General features: G+C 54.0%; 19 protein-coding genes. 6 read left to right on the top strand and 13 right to left on the bottom strand.

Annotated features, from left to right (window positions below):
• The 4 genes from cbiD to IGQ15_RS09905 all read right to left on the bottom strand — a co-directional run.
• Positions 1-1005 (bottom strand): cobalt-precorrin-5B (C(1))-methyltransferase CbiD (cbiD, locus tag IGQ15_RS09920; RefSeq protein ID WP_297051321.1); only part of this gene is annotated, 1005 nt, incomplete at its 3' end.
• Between the two features lie 5 nt (positions 1006-1010).
• Entirely contained in the window at positions 1011-1691 is a 681-nt protein-coding gene (locus IGQ15_RS09915) for a HEAT repeat domain-containing protein (protein WP_297051319.1), read from the bottom strand.
• A gap of 107 nt (positions 1692-1798) precedes the next feature.
• Positions 1799-4237, bottom strand: a complete 2439-nt coding sequence (gene ppsA, locus IGQ15_RS09910) for a phosphoenolpyruvate synthase (RefSeq protein WP_297051317.1) — start codon at positions 4235-4237, stop codon at positions 1799-1801.
• Between the two features lie 360 nt (positions 4238-4597).
• Positions 4598-5893 carry a glutamate-5-semialdehyde dehydrogenase gene (locus tag IGQ15_RS09905; protein ID WP_297051315.1) on the bottom strand — a complete coding sequence of 432 codons (1296 nt, stop codon included), beginning with the start codon at positions 5891-5893 and terminating at the stop codon, positions 4598-4600.
• A gap of 122 nt (positions 5894-6015) precedes the next feature.
• Here IGQ15_RS09905 and glgA point away from each other — a divergent pair, with 122 nt between their 5' ends.
• The 5 genes from glgA (at position 6016) to IGQ15_RS09880 (ending at position 12073) form a co-directional block, all read left to right on the top strand.
• Complete coding sequence (gene glgA / locus IGQ15_RS09900; protein WP_297051313.1) at positions 6016-7440, top strand: glycogen synthase GlgA; 1425 nt, start codon at positions 6016-6018, stop codon at positions 7438-7440.
• A 20-nt stretch (positions 7441-7460) separates the two neighbouring features.
• The gene (locus IGQ15_RS09895; protein WP_297051311.1) at positions 7461-8759 is read left to right on the top strand and encodes a recombinase family protein; all 1299 of its coding nucleotides are present in this window, start codon (positions 7461-7463) and stop codon (positions 8757-8759) included.
• Positions 8760-8897: 138 nt separating this feature from the next.
• On the top strand, positions 8898-9956 hold the full coding sequence (hrcA, locus tag IGQ15_RS09890; RefSeq protein ID WP_297051309.1) for a heat-inducible transcriptional repressor HrcA: 1059 nt from the start codon (positions 8898-8900) through the stop codon (positions 9954-9956).
• A 93-nt stretch (positions 9957-10049) separates the two neighbouring features.
• Entirely contained in the window at positions 10050-11198 is a 1149-nt protein-coding gene (gene carA / locus IGQ15_RS09885) for a glutamine-hydrolyzing carbamoyl-phosphate synthase small subunit (protein ID WP_297051307.1), read from the top strand.
• Positions 11195-12073: a sugar ABC transporter permease gene (locus IGQ15_RS09880; RefSeq protein WP_297051305.1), complete on the top strand. Its 879-nt coding sequence runs from the start codon at positions 11195-11197 to the stop codon at positions 12071-12073. The genes carA and IGQ15_RS09880 overlap by 4 nt, the downstream gene beginning before the upstream one ends.
• Here the strand turns inward: IGQ15_RS09880 and IGQ15_RS09875 are convergent.
• From IGQ15_RS09875 to IGQ15_RS09840, 8 genes are all read right to left on the bottom strand, one after another.
• A complete protein-coding gene (locus tag IGQ15_RS09875) occupies positions 12066-14099 on the bottom strand; it encodes an IMS domain-containing protein (RefSeq protein ID WP_297051303.1) in 2034 nt (677 codons plus the stop codon). The two genes, IGQ15_RS09880 and IGQ15_RS09875, sit on opposite strands and share 8 nt — an antisense overlap.
• 207 nt (positions 14100-14306) lie before the next feature.
• A complete protein-coding gene (locus tag IGQ15_RS09870) occupies positions 14307-14765 on the bottom strand; it encodes a hypothetical protein (protein WP_297051301.1) in 459 nt (152 codons plus the stop codon).
• A 25-nt stretch (positions 14766-14790) separates the two neighbouring features.
• Complete coding sequence (locus IGQ15_RS09865) at positions 14791-15321, bottom strand: hypothetical protein (protein WP_297051299.1); 531 nt, start codon at positions 15319-15321, stop codon at positions 14791-14793.
• Positions 15322-15363: 42 nt separating this feature from the next.
• Positions 15364-15957: a 2OG-Fe(II) oxygenase gene (locus IGQ15_RS09860; protein ID WP_297051298.1), complete on the bottom strand. Its 594-nt coding sequence runs from the start codon at positions 15955-15957 to the stop codon at positions 15364-15366.
• Between the two features lie 29 nt (positions 15958-15986).
• Positions 15987-17210, bottom strand: coding sequence for an LPS export ABC transporter periplasmic protein LptC (gene lptC / locus IGQ15_RS09855; RefSeq protein ID WP_297051296.1), 1224 nt, complete (start codon positions 17208-17210; stop codon positions 15987-15989).
• Entirely contained in the window at positions 17197-17892 is a 696-nt protein-coding gene (locus tag IGQ15_RS09850; RefSeq protein WP_297051294.1) for an NYN domain-containing protein, read from the bottom strand. Before IGQ15_RS09850 ends, lptC begins: the two co-directional genes overlap by 14 nt.
• A 65-nt stretch (positions 17893-17957) precedes the next feature.
• A complete protein-coding gene (gene metG, locus IGQ15_RS09845; protein ID WP_297051292.1) occupies positions 17958-19547 on the bottom strand; it encodes a methionine--tRNA ligase in 1590 nt (529 codons plus the stop codon).
• A 35-nt stretch (positions 19548-19582) separates the two neighbouring features.
• Positions 19583-21631, bottom strand: coding sequence for a hypothetical protein (locus tag IGQ15_RS09840; protein WP_297051290.1), 2049 nt, complete (start codon positions 21629-21631; stop codon positions 19583-19585).
• Between the two features lie 71 nt (positions 21632-21702).
• Between IGQ15_RS09840 and pxcA the strand changes: the two genes are divergently transcribed.
• Entirely contained in the window at positions 21703-23088 is a 1386-nt protein-coding gene (pxcA, locus tag IGQ15_RS09835) for a proton extrusion protein PcxA (protein ID WP_297051288.1), read from the top strand.
• On the opposite strand, the gene IGQ15_RS09830 is transcribed toward pxcA, so the two are convergent.
• Positions 23089-23505 carry a heavy metal-responsive transcriptional regulator gene (locus tag IGQ15_RS09830; RefSeq protein WP_297051286.1) on the bottom strand — a complete coding sequence of 139 codons (417 nt, stop codon included), beginning with the start codon at positions 23503-23505 and terminating at the stop codon, positions 23089-23091.
• Positions 23506-23559 lie beyond the last annotated feature (54 nt).

The raw sequence follows: 23559 nt of genomic DNA, 5'->3' as shown, positions 1-23559 counted from the left end.
CCGGCCGATGGGAGGGGCACAGTGGGTATGGATATAGGTAATGGCACGCTCATCAATGCGGTTGGCAATCTGGCTCAGAATCTCAGGTAAGGCTTGGGGAGCCATTGTTTGTAAACATTTGAGGGCAGCCTCAACCGTTGGTGCTTGCCATACCTGATGCAGAATCTCTGGGGCTAAGCCTGCAAGGGCACAAAAGGCAGTGAGAATTTCTTGGCGAGCATCCGCAAGGTGGTGATGGGTATGGAAAATGCCGCCGGCGAGTTTAATTAATTTGCCGTGGTAACCTAAGAGGAGCAACTGTTGAACCTTGTGCTGTGCTGCTGCCACCAGCATTGGGCCTAGCCAATTGGCGGTTTTCACGCAAAGGGAAGAGGGAATCTGGAGCTGTTGCGCCACCTGAAGGCCATTCTCACCAATGCAAAAGACAAGGGTTGGCGATTGATCGGCCTTCTCGGCTAAGTCCTCGCGATAGCGATCCAGTTGCTCCGAGGCTGTGAGGGGTTGCGCCAAGGCAGTGGTTCCCAGTAGGGAGAGTCCCTCAACAATGCCAAAAGCGGCATTTGAGGTGCGCTCTGCCAAATCTCGCCCTTGGGGCAGAAGAATCGTAACGGCGATCGCCCGCTCCTTGGGGCAATAGAGCAACAGGTTAGTGGTTAACAACAGACGGGCATAGCGGTAAATAGCTGCCTCGCCCGTGGTGCGATCGCGCCCAACCCCAAAGCCCCCCTCAATGTGAAGTTTGGGAGCAGTTGCAGGGTCTTGCCAGCGCACCCAAGCCCAGATCGGGGTATGGCGGGTGAGATCAAGGGCATCACTGGGTTCACTGTAGGTAATGGCCAAGGCCTGCTGATCATCTAAGGGTGCCCCTTGGGCAATGGGTAGGGTTGCACAGCGATTGGGGCGTAGCAGCGCAAGGGTGACTTCCTGAGGACAGGTACCTTCCGTGAGGCAACGCAATGCAGCCACAGCCGCCGCCGCCGCAAAAACTGGTAGCGTATAACCCACAGGTGTTAAGTAGCCAATTGTGCCAAACTGGTGCGAGCCGCTTCGGCAACCGCTTCCGCAGAATCAGTGGTTAATTGTTCAAGCAGGGGGCGAACCTCTGGAGTGCCAATTTGGCCAAGGGCGATCGCCAGCCGATGGCGGACTTGCCAATCGGGATACTCGACAAACTGCCGCAGATGGGCAATACTTTCGGGTTGTTTCAGTTCACCCAAGGAACCAATGGCTGCTAGTTTCACCAATTCTTGGGGACTATTGAGGGCCTCGGTGAGCAGCTCAACAGCCGCAGGATTGCCGAGGGTACCCAAGGCGGCAATGATACTAAATTGCAACAGCCAATCATTGGTACTATGGTAGGCCGTTTCTAAATCTTCGAGGGCAAAGGGAACTTGCAAGGCAGCCATCGCATCCGCTGCGGCAGCACGGACATCCGTTTCGCTGTCATGGAGCAGGCGATCGCGTAACAGGTCATGGGCTTGATTAAGGTTGACGTGCCCGATACTAGCAATTTGACTCACGGCAGCGTAGCGGACACGGGAATTTTCATCTTGGCTGAGGGGTTGAATTAGCCTAAAAGCATCCCTGGGATCAAGGCTGCGCAGTTGATTGATGCCCCGCAGGCGATCGCCCACATCCGCTGAGGTAATGAGTTCCTGAATTGCCGCTGTGTCCACGCCAATATTCTCCACCTGATTCCTTTGATCCTACTCGCTGGCGTTACCCACAGAAAAGGGCAGAGCGATCGCGGCTTCGATTCTCTGCCCTCAACTTAGGAGTTGTTACTGGGTTGTGCGTTCTAGGCTTCTTTTTCAGCCTCAGCAATTTGCAGCATGGTCTTCAGGACGGAGTCGGGGTTGAGGCTAATGGAGTCAATCCCTTGCGCCACCAAGAATTGGGCGAACTCAGGATAGTCACTGGGGGCTTGACCACAGATGCCAATTTTGCGCCCCTTGGCCTTCGCCGTTTGAATCGCTTGCGCCACCATGCGTTTGACCGCTTCATTGCGTTCATCAAACAAGTGTGCCACCAAGGCTGAATCGCGATCCAACCCCAACGTGAGTTGCGTCAGGTCATTGGAGCCAATGGAGAAGCCATCAAAGACTTCGGCAAAGGCATCCGCCAACACCACGTTACTGGGCAGTTCGCACATCACATAGACTTGGAGACCATTTTCCCCTTGCTTCAGCCCATGTTTGGCCATCTCCGCCAGCACCCGCCGTCCTTCATCTGGGGTGCGACAGAAGGGAATCATCAGAATCACGTTCGTCAGACCCATCTCATCGCGGACTTTCTTCATGGCGCGGCATTCAAGGGCAAAGCCTTCGGCATAGTTGGGGTCGTAGTAACGGGAAGCGCCCCGCCAGCCAATCATCGGGTTTTCTTCATGGGGTTCAAACTGGCGACCGCCCAAAAGGTTGGCATACTCATTGCTCTTGAAGTCGGACATGCGCACCACCACAGGCTTGGGATAAAAGGCGGCAGCGATCGCCCCAATACCTTGAGCCAACTTATCGACAAAGTATTCCCCCTTGTCGGTGTAGTTTTGAGTCAGCTCGGCAATTTTCAGCTTCGCCACCTCATCGGTCAACTCATCGTAGTGGAGCAATGCCAAGGGGTGCGCCTGAATGTGGTTGGCAATAATAAACTCCATGCGTGCCAACCCCACGCCATCATTGGGAATCGCTGCCAAGCTAAAGGCTTCCTCGGGGTTACCCACATTCATCAAGATTTGGGTGCGGGTCCGCGGCAGATTTTCGAGAGCCACTTCCTCCACATGGAAGGGCAGCAATCCTTGATAGACGTGCCCCTCTTCCCCCTCCGCACAGGAAACCGTGACTTCAACACCATTGGGGATCGTTTCGGTGGCATCGCCACAACCCACAATCGCAGGAATGCCCAACTCACGGGCAATAATCGCCGCATGGCAGGTGCGTCCCCCCTGATCGGTGACAATGGCACTGGCTTTTTTCATGATTGGCTCCCAGTCGGGATCCGTGCGGTGGGTCACCAAGACTTCGCCCGCTTGGAACTGATCGATATTGCTGACATTGAGGATGACGCGGGCACGGCCTTGGCCAATCATTTCGCCCACTGCCCGACCTGTGGCGAGGAGCGTCCCCTTTTCTTCAAGATGGTAGCTGCGCAGGACATTCGTGGCTTTTTGGGATTGGACGGTTTCAGGGCGCGCTTGGACGATAAAGAGTTCACCCGTGATGCCATCTTTTGCCCACTCAATGTCCATCGGTGTATAGGTACCCCGCAGAGCAGAATAGTGCTCCTCAATGATGCAGGCCCAGCGCCCTAGGGTGAGAATTTCCTCATCCGTAAGGGCAAATTGTTTCCGCAGCGTCTCAGGTACGGGTTCATTGCGGGTGAGCTTCGTCCCACCGAGGTCATAGACCATGCGGATTTCTTTGGTACCGAGGGCTTTTTTCAAGATGGGTTTATAGCCTGCTTGCAAGGTGGGCTTAAAGACAAGGTATTCATCGGGGTTGACGGCACCTTGGACAACGTTTTCGCCCAAGCCATAGGCGGCAGTAATTAGAGCCGTGTCCTTAAAGCCTGTTTCCGTATCAATCGAGAACATCACACCAGAGCAGGCCAAGTCGGAGCGCACCATTTTTTGCACCCCCACCGACAGTGCCACATTAAAGTGGTCAAAGCCCTTGATCTGGCGGTAGGAGATCGCCCGATCCGTAAAGAGTGACGCAAAACAGCGATGACAGGCATCGAGAACGCCCTTGAGACCATGGACATTGAGGTAGGTTTCCTGCTGACCCGCAAAGCTAGCATCGGGCAAATCTTCAGCAGTGGCACTGGAGCGAACCGCCACGTCTGTATTCGGGCCATAGCGATCGCACATTTTTTGGTAAGCGGCTGCAATCGCATCGGTCAATTCTTGGGGAAACGGCGTGTGCAAAATCAGTGAGCGAACCGCCTGGCCCACACGGTGGAGTTCTGTTACGTCCTCGACATCGAGACCTTCAAGGAGCCGCCGCAGTTGGGTATCAAGATTTCCCGCTTGGATAAAGTAACGGTAGGCATAGGCCGTGGTCGCAAAACCATCGGGGACATTAATCCCCTTGGGCGTCAGTTGTTGGAGCATTTCCCCCAAGGAAGAGTTTTTGCCCCCTACCAGTGGCAGGTCTTTGCAGCTTAAGGAATTCAGTTCTAAAACAAACGCTGTTTCCCGACTGGTCATTTCACTGGTCGGTCTAGGGATTGATTGAGTCATTGTTATGCTCCCAAACATTCAGTTTCATTGATTAAATTGCCGTTTGCTGTCCCGCTGGGGATGCAACAGCAGTGCTTGAGCCGTTAAAGTTTTGAGTGTCTTTGGCTCCCTTTGCTATCGTGAATTTATGAATCCCCTAACTGCACGCAATTCCCAAGTCAGAATTGTCCGTTGACAAACGCAGGTTGCTCCTTTGCTAGGACACTGGGTAAAGCACGCAATACATTTCCAACGGACCCTGGATAGGCAAGGTTTGCAGAGGCCATCCTCTGCACGGTGGTTAAATCACGATTGCCCTATATCTCCATTCTGAAACAGAGAAATTGGCTTTCTTTGTTGCTTAACAATTACTTAAATTCGTTAGGATGCCAAATCACGATGGGTAAAGGGTTTGGCATTGGGGCCGCTATAGGTTGCCACAATGTGCCCATTCCCCACCAGTTGATATTTGTAGGTCACTAATCCCTCTAGCCCCACCGGGCCTCGCGGCGGTAATTTGTGGGTACTGATACCGACTTCAGCGCCAAAGCCATAGCGGAAACCATCAGCAAAGCGAGTGGAGCAATTGTGAAAAACACTAGCGGCATCCACCTCTTGGAGAAAACGGGCGGCGGCAGCAGCATCCTCGGTAACAATGGCTTCGGTGTGCCCTGATCCATAGGTGGCAATGTGATCCAGTGCGGCATCGAGATCGGGAACGACTTTGATGGAGAGGATCAAATCGCAGTATTCCGCAGCCCAGTCGGCCTCACTGGCAAGGGTCATGGGTACAAGGTGGCAGGCGATCTCGTCCCCCCGCAATTCCACCCCTGCTTTCTCAAGGGCAGCAGCCACTTTGGGTAAAAAGGCCTCGGCAATGCCCCGATGGACAAGAAGCGTCTCAATGGCGTTACAGGCAGCCGGGTACTGGGTTTTGGCGTCGAGGGTGATGGCGATCGCCTTCTCCAGATCCGCAGCCACATCCACATAGAGGTGACACAGGCCATCGGCATGACCTAGCACAGGAATCTGCGTGTTGTTCTGGATATAACGTACAAATTCATTGGATCCCCGAGGAATGATGAGATCAACCCATTGATCCAGTTGCAGCAATTCCGTAATTTCTGCCCGCCGCATCAGGAGGGCGATCGCCCCAGCGGGCACTGCCGACTTCTCTAGCCCTCTGTGAATGGCCTGCATAATCGCTTGGCAAGAGCGACGGGCCTCCTGTCCCCCCTTGAGAATGGCGCCATTCCCCGATTTAATTGCCAAGGAAGCTATCTGCACGACGGCGTCGGGGCGCGCTTCAAAAATGACCCCCAGCACCCCTAGGGGACAGGTGACGCGACTGAGAACTAACCCCGTATCCAATTCCCGATGGAGTTGGCGCTGACCCAGCGGATCTGCGAGGGCAGCCACTTGACGCACCCCAGCGATCGCCGCCGCTAGTTTACTGGGACTCAGTTCCAACCGCGCATAGAGAGAAGGATTGAGCTGATTGGCCTTGGCCTGCTCACAGTCGGCAGCATTGGCCGCCAGAATCTCCTCCCGTGCCTCTTCAAGGGCACAGGCCACCTGTTCTAGGGCATCATTGCGGGCAGTGGCATCCAGCGTGGCCAACAGACGCGCCTGCTCATGAACTTCTTTGACCCGTTGCACGAGGGGAGAATCGGTCATAGGGATTGTCAATTCCAAAGACGTATCAAGGGCGATCGTACGCCAAATTGTCCCGCACTTGTGGTAGGTTAACGGCAATTGCGTTGCCCTAGAATTGGCTAAAAAACAGGTTCAGGAGGATCATGCGAATTCTATTTGTTGCTGCTGAGGCGGCACCGCTCGCGAAAGTGGGGGGCATGGGAGATGTGGTGGGTTCCCTGCCCAAGGTATTGCGCCGCATGGGACATGATGTGCGCATCTTTATGCCCTACTATGGTTTTTTGCCCGATAAGGTGGAGATCCCCAAGGATCCCATCTGGATTGGCCATGCCATGTTTCAGACGTTTCATGTCTATGAAACCGTGTTGCCGGGGTCGGATGTTCCTCTTTACCTTTTTGGTCATCCCTGCTTTAATCCCCGCCGCATCTACTACGGTGAGGATGAAGACTGGCGGTTCACCTTCTTTGCCAATGGGGCAGCAGAATTTGCTTGGAACTACTGGAAGCCCCAGATTATCCATTGCCACGATTGGCACACGGGAATGATTCCAGTGTGGATGCATCAGGATCCCGACATTACCACTGTGTTTACAATCCATAACTTGGCCTATCAAGGGCCTTGGCGGTGGCGCCTAGAGCAAATTACTTGGTGTCCGTGGTACATGCAGGGGCACAATACGATGGCGGCAGCCGTGCAGTATGCCGATCGCGTCAATACCGTTTCGCCCACCTACGCTGAACAAATTAAAACCCCCGAATATGGTGAAAAATTGGAAGGGCTGCTGTCGTTTATTAGTGGCAAGCTCTCGGGGATTCTCAATGGCATTGATACAGAGGTCTTTGATCCCAGTACCGATCGCGCCCTTTTGCAAAACTACACTGTGGATACCCTCGAACGGCGTAAGGCCAACAAAATTGCGCTCCAAGAGGAACTGGGGCTAGAGGTGAACTCCGGTGCTTTCTTGGTGGGGATGGTCACCCGCTTGGTGGAGCAAAAGGGGTTGGATCTGTTGATTCAGGTGCTGGATCGCTTTTTGGCCTACACCGATAGCCAGTTCGTCCTCTTGGGGACGGGCGATCGCTACTACGAAACCCAAATGTGGCAAATTGCCTCACGGTTTCCGGGGCGCTGTAGTGTCCAGTTGCTCTACAGTGATGTCCTGTCGCGGCGGATCTATGGTGGTGCCGATGCCTTCATTATGCCGAGCCGATTTGAACCCTGTGGCATCGCCCAAATGATTGCCCTGCGCTATGGCTGTGTACCAATTGTGCGCCGCACTGGTGGCCTTGTGGATACCGTTTTTCACCATGACCCAGAGAAGCAAACGGGAACGGGCTACTGCTTTGATCGCTATGAACCCCTTGACTTCTACACCTGTCTAGTGCGGGCTTGGGAAGGGTATCGCCACAAACGGGAGTGGCACACCCTCCAGCAGCGGGGCATGCGTGAGGACTTTAGCTGGACAAAATCGGCACTGGCCTACAATGCCCTCTATAACTCCATTTATGGGTTGCCCCCGGAGACGATGCCCAATCCTCGTCCAACGCTGGTAGCGGCAACGACCTGATCATCAGGACGATGTCATGTGTGGTCATTATTGCCTACGAGTATATTGATCCCCTCTGGCAGCCCCTACCCGATCCCCAAGTGTGGGGGCAGGAGATTGACCACTGGGTACTGGATGTGGAGGCTGCTCGGCCACAGTTGCGGTACTGGTTGCAGCGGTTAGCGCCCGGGTATTGGCTCTTGCACCAATTAAGTGCCCTTGGCCAAACGGTGATGGAAGTGAGTGATCGCCTGCGGCAACTGGAGGCAGCGGGTATTACCGTGATTGCCCTCGCCGAGGGCTACGTTAGCGATCGCCCCCCCAGTGGAGATCAACTCTTAGCCCTTTGGGATCAGGTAAAGCAGCAACTCCACCAGCAGACCCTCTGCCACAGCCATGCCCGCAATCGTCTCAAGCACCGTCTCCCGCCGGGTCGTGCCCCCTATGGCTATCGCCGAGGCAAAGAGCACTATGTCATTGATCGAGCAGCAGCCGTTGTCGTCAAGGATTTTGTCGAGCATTTTCTCCTCTATGGCTCCCTCAGTGCAGCGGTGCGCTTTATTGCCCACACCCACCACAAGCGGATTAGCGTGGCGACCGGTCGGCGCTGGTTGACCCACCCCGTCTATCGTGGTCATCTCTACTACCAAGGGAAGACGGTGATTCCCCAGACCCATGCCCCCTTGATTGCCCCTGATGAAGCGGCTCAGGTGGATCGGCTGTTGCGGCGCCAACGCTCTTTACCCCGTCGCAGTGCCAGTGCCCCCCATCCTCTGGCGGGATTGGTGATTTGTCGCCAATGTCAGCAACGCTTTGGCCGGACTCAGGTGCAGCCCTACCGCCAACCGAGCCGATATGCCTATTTGCGTCCCCTCCACTGTCCCCTTTCCCCGAAGTGTCGCAGCATTCCCTACGACGCTGCCTTAGCTGCTGTGATTGATCAAATTGCCGAACGCCTGCCGCCCGCGATCGCCCAACTTTGCCGACCATCGCCAACCCTTACCGCCGAAATTGAAGCGATTGACAGGCAACTGCAACAACTCACTGCCCTAGAAGACCAAGGCCTCTTAGATGTGGAAACCGCTCAACTGCGCCGCTATAAACTGGCTGGGGAACGGGCACAAATTGAGGCACAGCAGGCACAATTGCCCCCTAGGAATCTCTTGCAACTGGCGGTTACCTTGGGTCAGCCGCAATTTTGGTACCAGCTCTCAGCAGCCGAGCAACGGTTCTATTTACGGGAGTTTTTGCGTGCCATAGAGGTCACGAGCCGTTCCCCACAGTCTTGGTCTGTCCATCTGCGATTTATCTGGGAATCGCCTATTGGCAATACACTTTAAGCATTTCCAGCATCCTATAGGCAAGATTACCCCTCGCCGCCGTTCCAGCATATCATTGCCGAAATGGGAACGCTAGTTTAGTTTATAGATAAATTAATCAATAAAAAACATCAATAAGAAAGCACGGTGTAAGGGGTTATGACGATTGAACTCAGCGATCGCCAAAAGCAAATTCTAGGCGCCACAATTAACCATTACATTGCCACGGCAGAACCTGTCGGCTCGAAGGCGATCGCCACCGAGTACAACCTCAACGTCAGCCCGGCCACAGTGCGCAATACAATGCTGCTCCTCGAAAAAAGCGGCCTCCTTTACCAGCCCCACACTTCCGCCGGGCGGGTACCCTCAGATTCTGGCTACCGCGTCTATGTGGATGAATTGATCCAACCCATTCCCGATGTGGCTCGCAAAGCTGAAAGTCTCTTGAGTGAACGGTTTATTTGGGGACAGCAACGCCTTGAGGTCATTTTGCGCCAAGCCGCAGAGCTATTGTCAGATCTGAGTGGTTACATTACGCTCATTACACTTCCCAATCGCTTGGAGCGGCAGATTCGGGCGATTCAACTGGTGTCTTTGGAGCCGCAGCAGGTGATGGTCATCCTTGTTCTTGACACCTACGAAACCCAGTCGGCACTGATCCAATTGGATCAAGGGGAAGAAGACCCTGAGTTACGGGAGCGCACCCTACAGGTACTGACCAACTTTCTCAATCACCAGTTACAGGGGCGATCGCTGGTGGAACTCAGTGCCATTGACTGGCAAAAACTGGATTTGGAGTTTCAGGCCTACAGCCAGCAACTTCAGACCCTACTGCAGCAGTTGAGCGATCGCTACAGCCAGCAAAGAACTTCCTTTGTCATCAGTGGTCTTGCTGATGTTCTCCAGCAGCCGGAGTTTTCCCAAGTGGCGCAGGTGCAAATGCTACTACATCTTCTCGAAGACCAACAGGATCAACTGGCTCCCTTGATCAGTGCCGATAGCCAAGCCCCCTCACAGGTGCAAATCCGCATTGGCAGGGAAAATACCTTAGCGCCGATGCAGTCTTGTACATTAGTTTATTCCTGCTATTGCTATGGCGACTCCCCCGTGGGCAGTATTGGCATTCTAGGGCCGACGCGGATGCCCTATGCCCGGATTATTCCCCTAGTGGCCACAGCGGCAGATTATTTAACCGAGCAGGTGAGTCGCCGCAAGTAAGGAAATCAAAACATCAGAGAATTCTTGTGCAGTCAACGGCTGACTTTATCATGCACAATAAACTATTGGGCTTTCCCAGTTGGAGATATTGAAATGCCGACACCCGCCTTGCTAGTTCTTGCCGATGGTTCAGTTTTTCGCGGTTTTTCCTTTGGGGCACCGGGAACGGCCATTGGCGAAGTGGTCTTTAATACAGGCATGACGGGTTATCAAGAGGTACTCACTGACCCGAGCTATTGTGGTCAAATTGTGACATTCACCTACCCTGAGTTGGGCAATACCGGAACCACCCCCGAAGACGATGAATCCGATCGCCCCCAAGTGCGCGGTGCGGTTGCTCGCAATATCTGTGAGATTCCCAGTAACTGGCGATCGCAACAATCCTTACCTGATTACCTGAAAGCCCATCGCATTCCTGCGATTTATGGGATTGACACCCGCGCCCTCACCCGCAAAATTCGTACGGTCGGTGCCATGAATGGGGGTATCTCCACGGAAATTCTTGACCCCGTTGAACTGCTGCAAAAAGTCCTTGCCGCTCCCAGTATGCAGGGACAAAATCTAGCCAAAGTCGTCACCACCCGCACTCCCTATGAATGGACAGAGCCAACGCTCCCGGCTTGGGAATTTCGTCCCCAAACCGCCACTGAAGAGCCCCCCTTGACGGTTGTGGCCATTGACTTTGGCGTGAAGCGCAACATTCTCCGTCGCTTGGCTAGTTATGGTTGCCGTGTAATTGTCGTGCCGGCGGATACGCCAGCGGAAACAATTCTCAGCTATGACCCCGACGGCATTTTCCTCTCCAATGGCCCCGGCGATCCCGCGGCGGTTCAGGAAGGCATTGAAACCGCACGCAAATTACTGGCGGCTCAGCGTCCCATGTTTGGCATTTGTCTGGGGCATCAGTTGTTGGGACTCTCCTTGGGGGCAGAAACCTTCAAGCTGAAATTTGGTCACCGAGGGTTGAACCAGCCCGCTGGCCTGACGCGGGAAGTGGAAATCACCAGCCAAAACCACGGCTTTGCCATTACTGAAGAATCCCTTGCCCAAACCCCCGTTGAGATTACCCACTTTAACCTCAATGACAAAACCGTTGCCGGTCTGAAGCACCAAACATTGCCGATTTTCTCAGTGCAGTACCACCCTGAGGCCAGCCCCGGCCCCCACGATGCCGATTATCTCTTTGGCGAGTTTGTGGCGCAAATGCGTGCCTATCGTCAACAACACCCCCGCAGCCAATGAAAGGGCGATCGCTCACCCCCTACCTCTTTCTTGCCCCTGCCTTGGGATTACTCACACTGACGGTCGTTTGGCCAGCCCTACAGGCCTTTTTCCTCAGTTTCACCCGCTATGAAACCGATCTCCTGAGTCCGCCTGTGTGGGTGGGATGGGCAAACTTTGCGCAGTTGTGGCGCGATGGCGTCTTCTGGAAAACCTTGGGCAATACTTTCCTCTATTTAGTGGTGGTGGTGCCGATTCTGGCGATCGCCCCCCTGCTGTTGGCCATTCTGGTCAATCAGCCCCTGCGGGGCATCCAGTGGTTTCGTGCTGCCTACTACAGCCCTGTGATTATCTCAATGGTGGTGGCAGGGATTGCCTGGCGCTGGCTCTATGCCCCCAATGGCCTCTTCAACCAACTGGTACAGGGTCTGCATCTGCGGGATACCCCCATTCCTTGGCTGACAAGTCCCCAACTTGCCCTTTTTAGTGTCATGGCCGTCACCGTCTGGAAAGGCTTGGGCTACTACATGGTGATCTATCTGGCGGGACTTCAGGGGATTAGCGGTGAACTCTACGAAGCAGCGGCGCTCGATGGCAGTGACGGCTGGCGACAGCACTGGGATATTACGTTACCGCTGATGCATCCCTATATTCTTTTGGTGAGTATTCTCTCAGCAATTTCTGCCACGAAGGTCTTTGAAGAGGTCTATGTCATGACCCAAGGGGGACCCCTCAATAGCTCCAAGACCGTTGTTTATTACATCTACGAGAATGCCTTTCAGCGCTTAGAGATTAACTATGCCTGTACAATGGGGCTGGTCTTATTCCTGTTTATCCTCTCTTTGTCTCTCTTGAATCTCAAGTTGGGCCGACAGGTGGAAATGCCCCTTAGCTGACCACCTGCATCCGTTGAATCAACCATTGATCACCGCGACGGGTAAAGGTGTAAATGACGCGGTAGGTATCGCTATAGGAAATATCATTGCGCAGCGTCCCCTGTTCATAGAAACGGGCATCCTCATTGACTTCCGCTAATACATCCACGTGATCGCTGCCTTGGGGACGGACTTCCTTTACTTCTAGGTTCTTGAGGGTATAAACCCAATGGCTGCCCTCGGACTTCAAGCCCTGCGCTCGCGATCGCCAGCGGCTCAGTTCTGGCTCGGCTAGAATTGTTGCTAGTTTGTTTATTTCAAACGCCGTGCCAAGGGCTTGGCTTTTAATTTGCTGCCAAGTGCGAAGGCGATCGCGTGCCATCTCTGGCGTTAAGGTTGTGGCTAAGGTCGTCGGTGGTGGCGTCGGGGTTGGCGTTGCCACAGGCGTCGGCGTTGGGGTCACTGGCGGTGGCGGGGTGGGGGCTTCAGCCGTTTTGACTGGCGAATAGACTTTTGCCAAAGCTCCCAACCCAACAAGAACAACCCCTGCACCCATCCAAAACCAAGCTTGACGTTTTTTGTTTTTGCGGCGACTGCTTAGAGTACTGTGCCGTTTGCGAGTGGATGCTTGGGGCGTGTTGGTCTCTGTTGTGGTTGAAGAAGCGGTAGCAGCCGATGCCGAAAAGCCTTGACCCAACCCAGTATGATACTCCAAGGGTAACGTTTCCGCTGTGAAGGAAACGGGCGGCGGCACGGCCACCGTTGGTCTAATGACTTCGGGGAGGGCAGAGGCAGTGGTGCTGGGTGGCTCAGGGGCAATGAAGTCGTCACTGAGAGCCTCTAGGTAGGTTTGGATATTGGGATCGGCAAAGTAGGCATCCAAGGCCACTGGTGTCTCTCCCAAGTCCCGAAAGGCAGGGTAGATTTCTTCCCGTAGCCATTGCTCTGTGTAGTAGTACAGCCCCGGCAGCAAATCGCTGGAATCATTGGAGTAACGACGGATAAAGGCAAGACTCTGCTGATCTTGAGATTTATCGAGCGCGGCCAAGGCCTCAGCAGGTTGTCCCAACAGCAGTAAACAACTGGCCAGTTCGAGGTAGATGTCTTGATTGGGCAAGAGCCGCTCTAGTAAATCCTTGGCGCGGCGAATACAGCTTGGCTGAAGTTCCTGGACACCCCGTGCCACCAGCGCATGGACTGCAAGATAGGTCGCCACTGCTGAGGGACGCCGCGATTCCCGTTCAAAGAGTTCCTGTTGCTCTGCCACGGTGAGATGGCTGCGCAGTTGCAAAATAAATTTCAGAAAATCCTCAACCCCTAGGCCAGAGTAATCGTCATGGCGACCTTCAATGCCCCCGCGATCGCTGAGCATCTCCCGCAGCAATAAAATACCCCGCTGCCGATTCACACTATCGGATAGAGGCAGTGCCAGTAAGTCCAGAATGCGATAGGGACGCAGGCGATTCAGTTCCGTCTGAAACTGCTCCTGGAGGTCAGGAAACAGATTCGCCCGCTGAAGTACCCCTAGACCGGCTTCTAGGCGAGAGGCAGCTGCTTGGTAGGACTGCCGCTGCCATTCCTCGCGTCCCAATTCCAGATAGGCCAAAGCCACAGTCAGCGTAATGTCGGCAACGGCGGCAGAGGACGTATAGGGGCGGTTGAGATTAAAAGCATCCCCCTTTAGGAATTGTTCTCCCAGTTTGACCACTTGGGAGTAGTTTCCCAGTTCATAGAGCAGGAGGAGCGCCCCCGAAAATTGTTGATCACTAATTTCAAGGTGGGGAGCGGTGGCGTCGGGATCCAACTGGGCAATTAAATCATCGGGCTCAACGGCACGGCAGTGGCGATCGTAGGCATGGCGCTGCTCAGGTTCTCGCAAAACCGCATAGGCCTGCTCAATGAGTTCACGACGGCTGGCAACTGTGGTGGGGGAGTGCTGATGGGTGGGCAGTTGCAACAGCCGATCCTGAAACGCTTGCTCAATTTGCTCCGGCGTTGCCTGAATTGGCACACCCAGCACTTGGTAATAGTCGAGGGGAATGCGCACCTGAACCTAAACCTCTACAGATGAACCCGTCTATCAACGATGACAGCACACTCATACGCGCTCAATAGCAACAGAGAACCTTTTCCGGCAGTTGCTCAACGTTTAGAAATCACACAGCATAGTGTTCCCCAAAAAAGGGAGCATCAAGCGTTTTAGGGTATCACAATTTTTGCCCCTCAGTGCGAGTTTGCGAAGAGATTGGGTGGCTTAGCCGCGCACTTTTGCTGTAAAGCCAGAGGCCTTAAATTGCTCCAACTGCAAAGGCGTTGGTTGGTCGTAGGGCACGCTAATGCGAATTTCAAAATCGCTAATGCCAGGTGGAATCACATCAATTGCCCCAACCCGTGTGCGGTTTTGCAACACTGGATTGCCATTGGCATCGTAGATGCGGCCAAAGACATCGGCATCCACCACCGTTTTGCCCGATTTATTCTCTGCTTTGCCAGTAATCAGGTAGCAGTTGGCCTTGAGGGTGGTGCCCCCGGGTGTGACTGAACCTTCACCAATTTCTGGCGGGCATTCGTGGTAACTGAGGTCAAAGAGCCGCACTTGAATAGCGGCGATCGCTGGCAGGATGGCGATACTTGACCAGCACAGGACACTCAGGAGCAAACACACCACTCCTCGACGCAGATATCCCACAAACCGATTCGCACTCATGGTCATTGCTCAGCACTGCAACACGCCCCTATTATCCCACAGTGGTCAAAATCCACAGATCAACGGCTCCTAAGAGCAGCGTAAAGACGGCCAAAATACCGTACATCCAAGGCTGAGCAAGGGGCTTAATCACCTCTGTGGGCAATCCCGTATGGGCTTCAATGGCACGCATCATTTGGGCAAACCCTGCCACTCGCATCGGGAGAAGATACCCCTGACCTGTGGCAGTCACCAGATAATAGACCAAGCCCCCTTGGCTGGTACTGCGGGGCTGAAGCCCTTGAATCTCTGACCAGGTCAGTTGCCACTGCTGCCGCAGGAAGGGGGGAACCCAACGGGGATAGGTGAGGCGGATTCCTTGAGCATCCAGTTCTACCCGCTGACTTAGCGCCCCCCAGAGCAAAACGCCCCCGAGGGCGATCGCCCCCCAAAGCAGCAGGGGTGAAACAGGCGCCGCCGTCTGTGCCGCCAAAAAGGGGAGGGGAAGCGTGAGTGCGCCATAAAGGGCAATGAGCGTTCCAGAAATCAGGGGCGAGGTTTTGAAGCGCAGAGGTTCAGTCATGGTTGTTGCCTAGGTATTGCCTCAGGGGTTCATCATCATTTATCAATAGAATAACCAAGTGGCAAAGGCATATTTAGTGCCCTGCACCACAGGCAAAGCAGCATGGGGATGGGTGTAGTAGGCAGGAAAGACAACAATATCCCCCGTCCGTGGGGTAACCCTTACCCCTTGGCGATCGAAATAGGTTTCTCCCCCCTGAAAGTCCTCATTGAGATAGCCCACCAGACTGACATCCCGCGTCGGGATACCTTGCGCCAGTTCCATTTGCCGACTGGCCAGCAATAGGTTGTCCACATGGCGGCGATAGCCTTCACCCACCCGATAGCGCAGGATCGAGAAGTTCTCAATTTCAGGAAAGCGAATGCCATAGTGCTGGTAGAGGACGATTTGAATCGTTTGTGTGGCTTGGAGAAGAATCTGCCGCATCGTGTCCTGTTGGGGGTCTTGGGGATCAAAGCGCAGTAGGCCGCCGCCGCGCACCGAGCGATCCACCGCCCCCATGAGAATTTGCGCATCCTCAAACCCCACCTTCTCAGCCGTAGCAATCACCTGCTGACACTGGTGAGCGGGAATCAAACGCTGGAAGAGGAGAATCTCACCCCCCAAGTCAAGAATTTGCAGCGGTGCAGCACTCATAGGGCAAACATTGTCGCTATCTCTAAGGTTTAGGGGAGTCGTAGTTGCACCGGCACTTCACTTTGGACATTGCCACTGACAATCACCTCTTGGCGATCGAGCCACCCTTTTGCCCGCTGTCCCTGAACTTGAATGCGGGGATTGCTCTGGCGGTAAAAGACGCCGCCTTGGGCTTCCACTTCCTGTTGGGGGATCCGCCAAATCAGTTGAGCCGTGCGCAGGTGGACATTGGGGCGCTGGATTTCCACTTGACCGCTGGCTTCCACCCGCTCTTGGGGAATCCACCAATTGAGGCGTTGAGCACGCAGTTGTGCCTGTTGAGGTTGGCTATTGATCTGGGCATTGTCAAAGATGGCGCGGTTTTCAGCCATCAGGAACACACCGCGATTGGCCTGCCCTTGAATTCCTTGAGTGGGGTACTGTACCCGCACAGGGCGATCGCTCACCAATTGCTGTTGGGGAATCAACCAGCGCACCGTTTCTCCCTCAACCCGTAGGGCAGGATTAGGAAGCTGCACCTGAACACCCCCCTCAAGGGTGACCACTTGATCGCTAATCGACCAGATTGCTCTTTGGGCTTGCAGCCGTTGCCCTGGGCGATCGCCCGCCACACCGGTGACCCCCCCTTGACCAATCACCCCTGCTAACAGTCGATTGGGTTTCTGCTGCCACACTAGACTCTCCGTATTGAGTCGCAAATCCTTGGCATCCTTGGCTGCTGAGGTCACCTGAACGGCATTGAGGGCACGCAGTTCTTGGCGTTGACTATCGGCTTCGAGGCGCTTGGCAGTAACAGTGACTTGGGGATAGCGGGCTTGCAGGTTTTTCTGGGCAAGGAGAACGGCGCGATCGCCTTGCCAGACCAATTGATCGGCCACAATCGTCCCCTTTTGCTGGAGATCAGTGACCGTGGTGCGGCCTTCAATCCAGAGTTGACCATCCCGCTGCCGCACATTAACCGCCTTAGCTTGCACCTTGTAAGCAGTTTTGCCCTCTGCCTTTAATTCCCCCGTGAGGTTTTGAATCGCCAATTGCTGGCGATCGTCATCACGATAGCGTGCTCCCGCTGCTTGTAATAACCAGAGAAGTTCACCTTTAGCGTTGGTTTGCCGCAGGGTCAGATTTTGCAGCTTGACATCGCCCGTGATTTCTGGTTCTGGTGAGGGTTCCTCACCCACCCATTGATCCACCCAGCCACAGCCTGTTAAGGCCAGTACAAGGCAAAGGGGGAGGAGGGGTCTAGGCAGAGGCATTGTTGTCTAGGTTCTCTCGGGGCTCGGGTAACTCACTGCCCGCAGCTTCATCTTTTCTTTCAGCGGCATCTTGCTCCGAATGGGGGCTAACAATGGGGGGCGGCGTCAGGCTACCGGTAACGGGGCGATAGGTATAGGTTGGGCGGGGCGCTTTTTGGATTTCTTCGCGAATGCTCTCCAGATCAATATAGCGATCGGCAACGTTAATGAGGCTATCGCTCGTCATCGATCGCAGGCTCACCACCTCAACCCGTGCCCCTCGGTAACTCACGGCATCCACCGCATAGGCCAAATCCCCATCCCCGCTGACCAAGATGGCAGTATCGTAGCAGCCCACCAGTGCGATCATATCCACGGCAATTTCCACATCCAGATTCGCCTTTTTAGAACCGTCTGGCAGTTGGACGAGTTCCTTGGAGACAACACGATAGCCATTGCGACGCATCCACAGCAAAAACCCCTGCTGTTTTTCGTTGGTGGGGTCAACCCCCGTGTAGAAGAAGGAGCGAAAGAGACGGGAACCTTGGGTCAAGTGGCAGAGGAGTTTTGAATAGTCAATTTCGATGCCCAGTTGCAGTGCTGCATAGAATAGGTTGGAGCCATCAATGAAGATGGCAACGCGCCCGCGATTTTGTAACACCTGTTCTGGCGTGTAAATAATTGAGGACGAAGATGTAACCATGTAGAAATCATCTCAAAAGAAGTGTGTTATCGGAATATGAAGTCATACCTCTAGCGTATCGCGCATCAAGGGGAATCGGCGAGGGTTGCAGGCAGCAACAGTTTTTGGAAAATTGGCTCTGGATTGGCCAAAGGTTGTGACGCAGGCAAAACACCCCACTGGGCTTGGCGATCGCTCAAAAGGTCTGGGGCAATTGATCCGTTAAATTCAGCATTATAGCCCAACTGCCTATAGATAGCCTTACTCAGTTGGGGGATAATTGGGGCAAGGACATAGGCCACAAGGCGCACTGACTCCAATACACAGTAGAGAATCTCCGCCACCGCTTGAGTTTCCCCAGCCTTATAGCGTTTCCACGGTGCCTCTTCATCGAGAAATTTATTCCCTGCCCGTGCCAGCGTCAGTGCCTGTTGACACACCTCATGGAAGGCCAGTTGCCGATACCTTTGGTCATAGGTTTGGCTGAGGTGCTCTGCCAGTTGCCGTAGGGGATGCTCGCGCGGAATCGCTGACCCTTGGACATTGGGCACTTGCCCATCGGTATATTTCCAGGCCATTTTTAGCGTGCGATTGAGCAAATTCCCCAGATCATTGGCCAGATCCGCATTGAGGATATTGACAAAGCGGGTCTCACTAAAATCGCCATCGCGGCCAAACTCCACCTCTTTCATAAAGTAGTAGCGCACCGCATCGGCACCGTATTGCGCCACCAAGGCAAAGGGATCAAGGGTATTCCCCAGACTTTTGCCCATTTTTTGACCATCCTTGGTGAGAAAGCCATGGACAAAGATCTGCTCTGGCAGTGGTAAACCCGCCGAGATCAACATTGCTGGCCAAGAGATAGCATGGAAGCGAAGAATATCCTTACCGATGATGTGCAGGTTAATCGGCCACCAGGTTTTGAGGGCATTGGTCAGGGTCGGCTCATCTTCTGGTTCCAAGAGGGCAGTGACATAGCCCAAGAGGGCATCAAACCAGACATAGAGGGTCTGCTCTGGATCTGTGGGCACGGGAAACCCCCAAGCCAGATTCACCCGCGAAATGGAAAAGTCCTGAAGCCCCCGCTCAATAAAACTCAGCACCTCATTGCGACGACTGGGGGGCTGGACAAAGTCAGGATGTTCAGCGTAGTAGTCCAAGAGCGCCTGCTGATACTTCGAGAGACGGAAAAAATAGTTGCGCTCATCTCGCCATTCCACCGTCCGATTCACATGGATCGGGCAGCGCCGACCCTCAAGCAGTTCGCGTTCTTCCTTGAATTCTTCGCACTCGACACAGTACCAACCCTGCTGCTGACCGAGGTAAATGTCGCCGTTGTCCCATACCCGCTGAAAAAACTCGTTGACAATCGCTTGGTGGCGAGGACTGGTGGTGCGGCTAAAGCAATCGTAGTGGATATTCAGTTGTTGCCACAGGGCTTGAAAACCAGCAGCAATCTCATCGCAGTGGGCTTGGGGACTCAGACCCCGCTGTTGTGCCGTGCGCTCAATTTTTTGGCCATGCTCATCGGTACCGGTAATGAACCGCACCTGATAGCCCTGCAAACGATAAAAGCGAGCGAGCACATCAGCAGCAATGGTCGTGTAGGCACTGCCAATGTGAGGAAGGGCATTGACGTAGTACAGGGGAGTAGTAAGTGAAAAGTGCGGTGACAAGCAGTGTTTCTCCCTAGGAGGACGAGCAAATCGGGTTATTTCGCGTTATTTATCATAGTGCCATTGGTAGCAGCTTGCGGGCGATCGCCCACCGCTAGATCCACCCAAGAACTCAGGGGGCCTTCTTGCTCACTACCATTGGCAGCCAAGTCACTGTGGCAAAGGAATAGGCGATCGCTCACCCGTGAACAAAGATCCACCAGTAAATACTCCAGACGTTCTGACGCCAAGTGCCACACCCGCGCACTGGGACTCGCCGCCCCCTGCCGCAAAAAGATGGGTGCCTGCCAGAGGCATTGCAAGCCGCCATTCTGCCAATGTGAACTCCCCACATCCAGCCAAAAATGCCAGCGATGGGCGAGTTGGGCACTGCGATATTGAAACGTGGTTGCCAGTAAGACCCCTTGGGGTTGCCGCAGGGGTGGGGCGGGATCAGCAGTTACAATTCCCCGCCGTAGTAGGGTGATCCATTCCCGTAGTCGCTCAGCCGTTGGCGTGCCTCGGTGCTCTGGGAGGTGATCATAAATTTGCCAGTAGGCGGCTGTGGCCTCAAGGAGGGATCGCAGGGGAGCCAATTCACTGGCTGTCAGGTTTTGTGGCCAGAGATAGCGTTGAATTGCCGCCTCTAGGAGATACACAGGCATTTGGCTAGGATCTAGCGTACTCAGCCAATGGCGCAACGTCTCATAGGCGTCGGTGGCACGATGGCCAAAGCGATCCCAATGGCTGTACTGGGTTGTGCTCAGCAGTTCGGCTTTCTCCAGACCCGGCTGAAAACAATAGCAAGAGAGCAGGCCTGCCCGCACAGGATCAATCGCTCGCGGCAGCAAAACCGTTAACATCTCCGCAACCGCCGTTGCCTCTGGAATCATTCCCGTTCGCGGATAAACAAACAGCAACAGCGTCAAAAGGGCACGTACAAAGGGGGATTGAATCAGGGGGCGCTGCTCATTCCAGATCACGAGGGGAATGCCGCGTTTTTTTAGCTCAGTGCTAAGGACATGGCGGGCAACACTATCTAAGCCGGGGGCAAGGATAGCGATCTCGTTTGGCTGCACTATCCCCTGATGAATGGCGGTGGCAATCGTCGCAACCACTTCCTGTAATAGTTGCATCCGCGAGGTGGTTTGAATGGCCGCTATGTTTTCAGGCAGCGTGGCTTGGGGAGTAGTGAGGCGTTCTTGAATCTCAGTCTGGAGAGGGGTATTGCCAAAAATCGTTTCGGCAGGGCAGGGGCGCTCAATGACGGTGGCTTGGTTTTTCAGGCCGAGAAACGCATCGGGATCAGCTCCCAGACCTAGACGGACAGCGCCAATGGGTTGATGGGTCAGGACAATCTTGATCCCCTGTTGGTTAAAGAGGGCGATCAAATCCGCCATCACCGCTGGATAGTTGTGGGTGTTATCAGCCAACAGACACTGAAACCGTTGCCCCAAGGAGACTTGGTATCGGGGATGGTCAAGGAGAACCCGCCCGAATAAATCCGTGGTGATACCGTAGGTGAGAAGGCTGTGGGCAGTACACCAACTTTGCCACTGTTTTAGGGCGGTGACGATCGCCCCCACGGTTTCTGAAGGCATCTCAAGCTGATGATCACTAATGAGTTGGGGTAGATCCTCAAGGCTGAGGCGGGCAAAGGCAGCCAATTGAAAAATATCAAGGAGATGGCGAGTGGCGCGATCGCCGTTTTCACTGAGGACGGCAAAAGTGTGGTTGGCAAGCCAAGGCTGTAACAACCGCTGTGCCCACAGCAACTCTGTTTCCGGTTTCAGACGCAAAGGGGGATGTGGTTCCACGGCCTTCGCCTCAACCAGCAGCGGCCAAAAAAATTCCACCTCATCCTGCATGAAGCCCACTGGCGTGGTGATATAAGGTCTGTAGCCACTGCCCAACTGCGACTCAATTTCCCGTTGGATGGCTTGGCGGCCTTCTACGGTATCCGTCAAAAAGAGGAGCGATCGCTCGCGGGGAATCACTGAGCTGTCCTGCCCGACCCACTGGGCAAATTCCCTCACCAGTGCATTGGTTTTGCCACTGCGACTACCGCCACTGATCCACTGCAACACCGCCAACAAAGCCCGCAAAGTCAATTTGCTACGATTTTATCTATCCTATCGATTTATTGCTTTTGCGGTAGCCGTTGAGAACAGCAGCAATGTCCAGCAATCCCTTTATTCGCCTCAGAGACTGGATCAAGCGTGCAGAACAGTGGTATCTCACAACTCCGAACCGCGCCCTACAGGAAGCCTATGAAGCCGCCCTGAAAATTCGCGCCATTGAACTGGAACACTTTGACGGTCAACCCATTAGTCCTCTCAATCTGCCCGTGGGAGAAGTCTCTAGCTACTTCGAGACAGAGCTAAAACAACTGCTGAAAACCATTCGTATGCGGATGACGGAGTTTCGCGCGAGCCGTCAAATTTTGCCCCTTGCCCCCCCCAAAAGTTCCCCCACTCCTGTCAATGGCAGTATCAATGACGCAACGGCAACCTATACAGTGACGGCTACCGTCAGTAGCACGACAGAACAACCCAGCGTCTATGAAAAGCTGCGGCTGATTGATGCCACCCTCAACCGCTATAAACGGCAGCGAGACAAGGAACTCAGTGCCCTAGCCCGTCCCAGCCTCAGTCGCCAAGACCCCCAACAACGCCAGCAGGTGGCAGCCCTCGACAAAATTGAGGACGATTCTCTCTACCTATCGGAATATATCAGTGATGATCTGACCGATGATTCCCAGCTGGACAGCAGCAGCTTTATTCCCCGCTCGATTTTGCGCACCGCCAATCGCTTTCGCCGTGAACTCAATTCCGATGAAGCCACTGAAGCTGAGGTCGTTCGCGATTTTCGCACCTCAAAGCTGCGCACCCGTTTGGCGGTTCGTTTTATGCTCTTGCTGGTGATTTTGCCCCTGTTGACTCAGCAAATTTCCAAGGCACTAATTGTCAGCCCCCTCGTCAACCACTTTAAGGCGGTGGGGCAAATTGAACGCATCATTAACTCCCAACTGGAGGATAACATTCTCGATGAACTGGCTCGCTTTGAGAACAAAATTCGCTTTGAAAGCCTTGTCAGTAATGTACCGGTTTCCGCCGAGGAGATTCAAAGCCGCATCCGCGAAAAGGCGATCGAGCTATCTACGGAATACCAAAAGGAACTAATTGAACCCCTGAAGAATATCCTCTCCGATGCCTTGGGCTTTACGGTGTTTTTGGGACTGGTGTTTACGGGTCAACGGCAACTGGCGATTGTCAAGGCTTTTTTGGATGAGGTGGTCTATGGCCTCAGTGATAGTGCCAAGGCCTTTATCATTATTCTCTTTACGGATGTCTTTGTCGGATTCCACTCCCCCCACGGCTGGGAAGTGTTGGTGAAGAATACCCTCGAGCACTTTGGCTTGCCTCGCAATGAGGACTTTATTAATATGTTCATCGCCACCTTTCCGGTCATGCTGGATACGGTGTTTAAGTATTGGATTTTCCGTTATCTGAACCAGATTTCCCCTTCGGCAGTGGCCACCTACAAGAATATGAACGAGTAGTTAAGAAGGCACCACTGGCTGAAGAATGGGACAGATCGTGCCCTCTAGGGGTTGCGCGGGCGATCGCCAGCCGGATAGGAGGCCTTGCAATTCCTGTTTAAGAATGTGCAACTGCTGAATTTGCGCCTCAATGGCCGCCAATTTTTCCTCTAACTTTTCCTTGATGTGGTCACAGGGAATCTCACCGCGATCGTATACCTCAAGAAAGGCTTTGATTTCGCTCAGGGTAAGGCCAAGGGACTGGGCACGTTTGATAAAACTCAGGCGAGCAAAGACATCCTCAGCAAAGAGGCGATAGCCGCCACTGGTTCTGCCAACGGTTCGTAATAACCCCAATTCCTCGTAATAGCGAATGGTCTTAACGGGCAGGCCACTACTATGGGCAACGGTACCAATCAAATAGGCGGCTGCATTCATTGCAGTTCTCCCAAGATCAGCGAGACAGCGGTTTTAGAGAGGGGCAGTTTTTAT

It is taken from the genome of Thermosynechococcus sp. M98_K2018_005 (genome assembly GCF_015295825.1).
Classification (GTDB): domain Bacteria; phylum Cyanobacteriota; class Cyanobacteriia; order Thermosynechococcales; family Thermosynechococcaceae; genus Thermosynechococcus.
The sequence above is the reverse complement of the archived record's forward strand: the minus strand, read 5'-3'. Positions and strand labels throughout refer to the sequence as shown.

Coding starts and splice junctions, on each gene's coding strand:
- IGQ15_RS09880 (WP_297051305.1), top strand. CDS start 11,195: ATGAAAGGGCGATCGCTCACCCCCTACCTCTTTCTTGCCCCTGCCTTG.
- lptC (WP_297051296.1), bottom strand. CDS start 17,210: ATGCCTCTGCCTAGACCCCTCCTCCCCCTTTGCCTTGTACTGGCCTTA.
- carA (WP_297051307.1), top strand. CDS start 10,050: ATGCCGACACCCGCCTTGCTAGTTCTTGCCGATGGTTCAGTTTTTCGC.
- ppsA (WP_297051317.1), bottom strand. CDS start 4,237: ATGACTCAATCAATCCCTAGACCGACCAGTGAAATGACCAGTCGGGAA.
- pxcA (WP_297051288.1), top strand. CDS start 21,703: ATGTCCAGCAATCCCTTTATTCGCCTCAGAGACTGGATCAAGCGTGCA.
- IGQ15_RS09905 (WP_297051315.1), bottom strand. CDS start 5,893: ATGACCGATTCTCCCCTCGTGCAACGGGTCAAAGAAGTTCATGAGCAG.
- IGQ15_RS09860 (WP_297051298.1), bottom strand. CDS start 15,957: ATGAGTGCTGCACCGCTGCAAATTCTTGACTTGGGGGGTGAGATTCTC.
- IGQ15_RS09830 (WP_297051286.1), bottom strand. CDS start 23,505: ATGAATGCAGCCGCCTATTTGATTGGTACCGTTGCCCATAGTAGTGGC.
- glgA (WP_297051313.1), top strand. CDS start 6,016: ATGCGAATTCTATTTGTTGCTGCTGAGGCGGCACCGCTCGCGAAAGTG.
- IGQ15_RS09865 (WP_297051299.1), bottom strand. CDS start 15,321: ATGACTGAACCTCTGCGCTTCAAAACCTCGCCCCTGATTTCTGGAACG.
- hrcA (WP_297051309.1), top strand. CDS start 8,898: ATGACGATTGAACTCAGCGATCGCCAAAAGCAAATTCTAGGCGCCACA.
- IGQ15_RS09850 (WP_297051294.1), bottom strand. CDS start 17,892: ATGGTTACATCTTCGTCCTCAATTATTTACACGCCAGAACAGGTGTTA.
- IGQ15_RS09870 (WP_297051301.1), bottom strand. CDS start 14,765: ATGACCATGAGTGCGAATCGGTTTGTGGGATATCTGCGTCGAGGAGTG.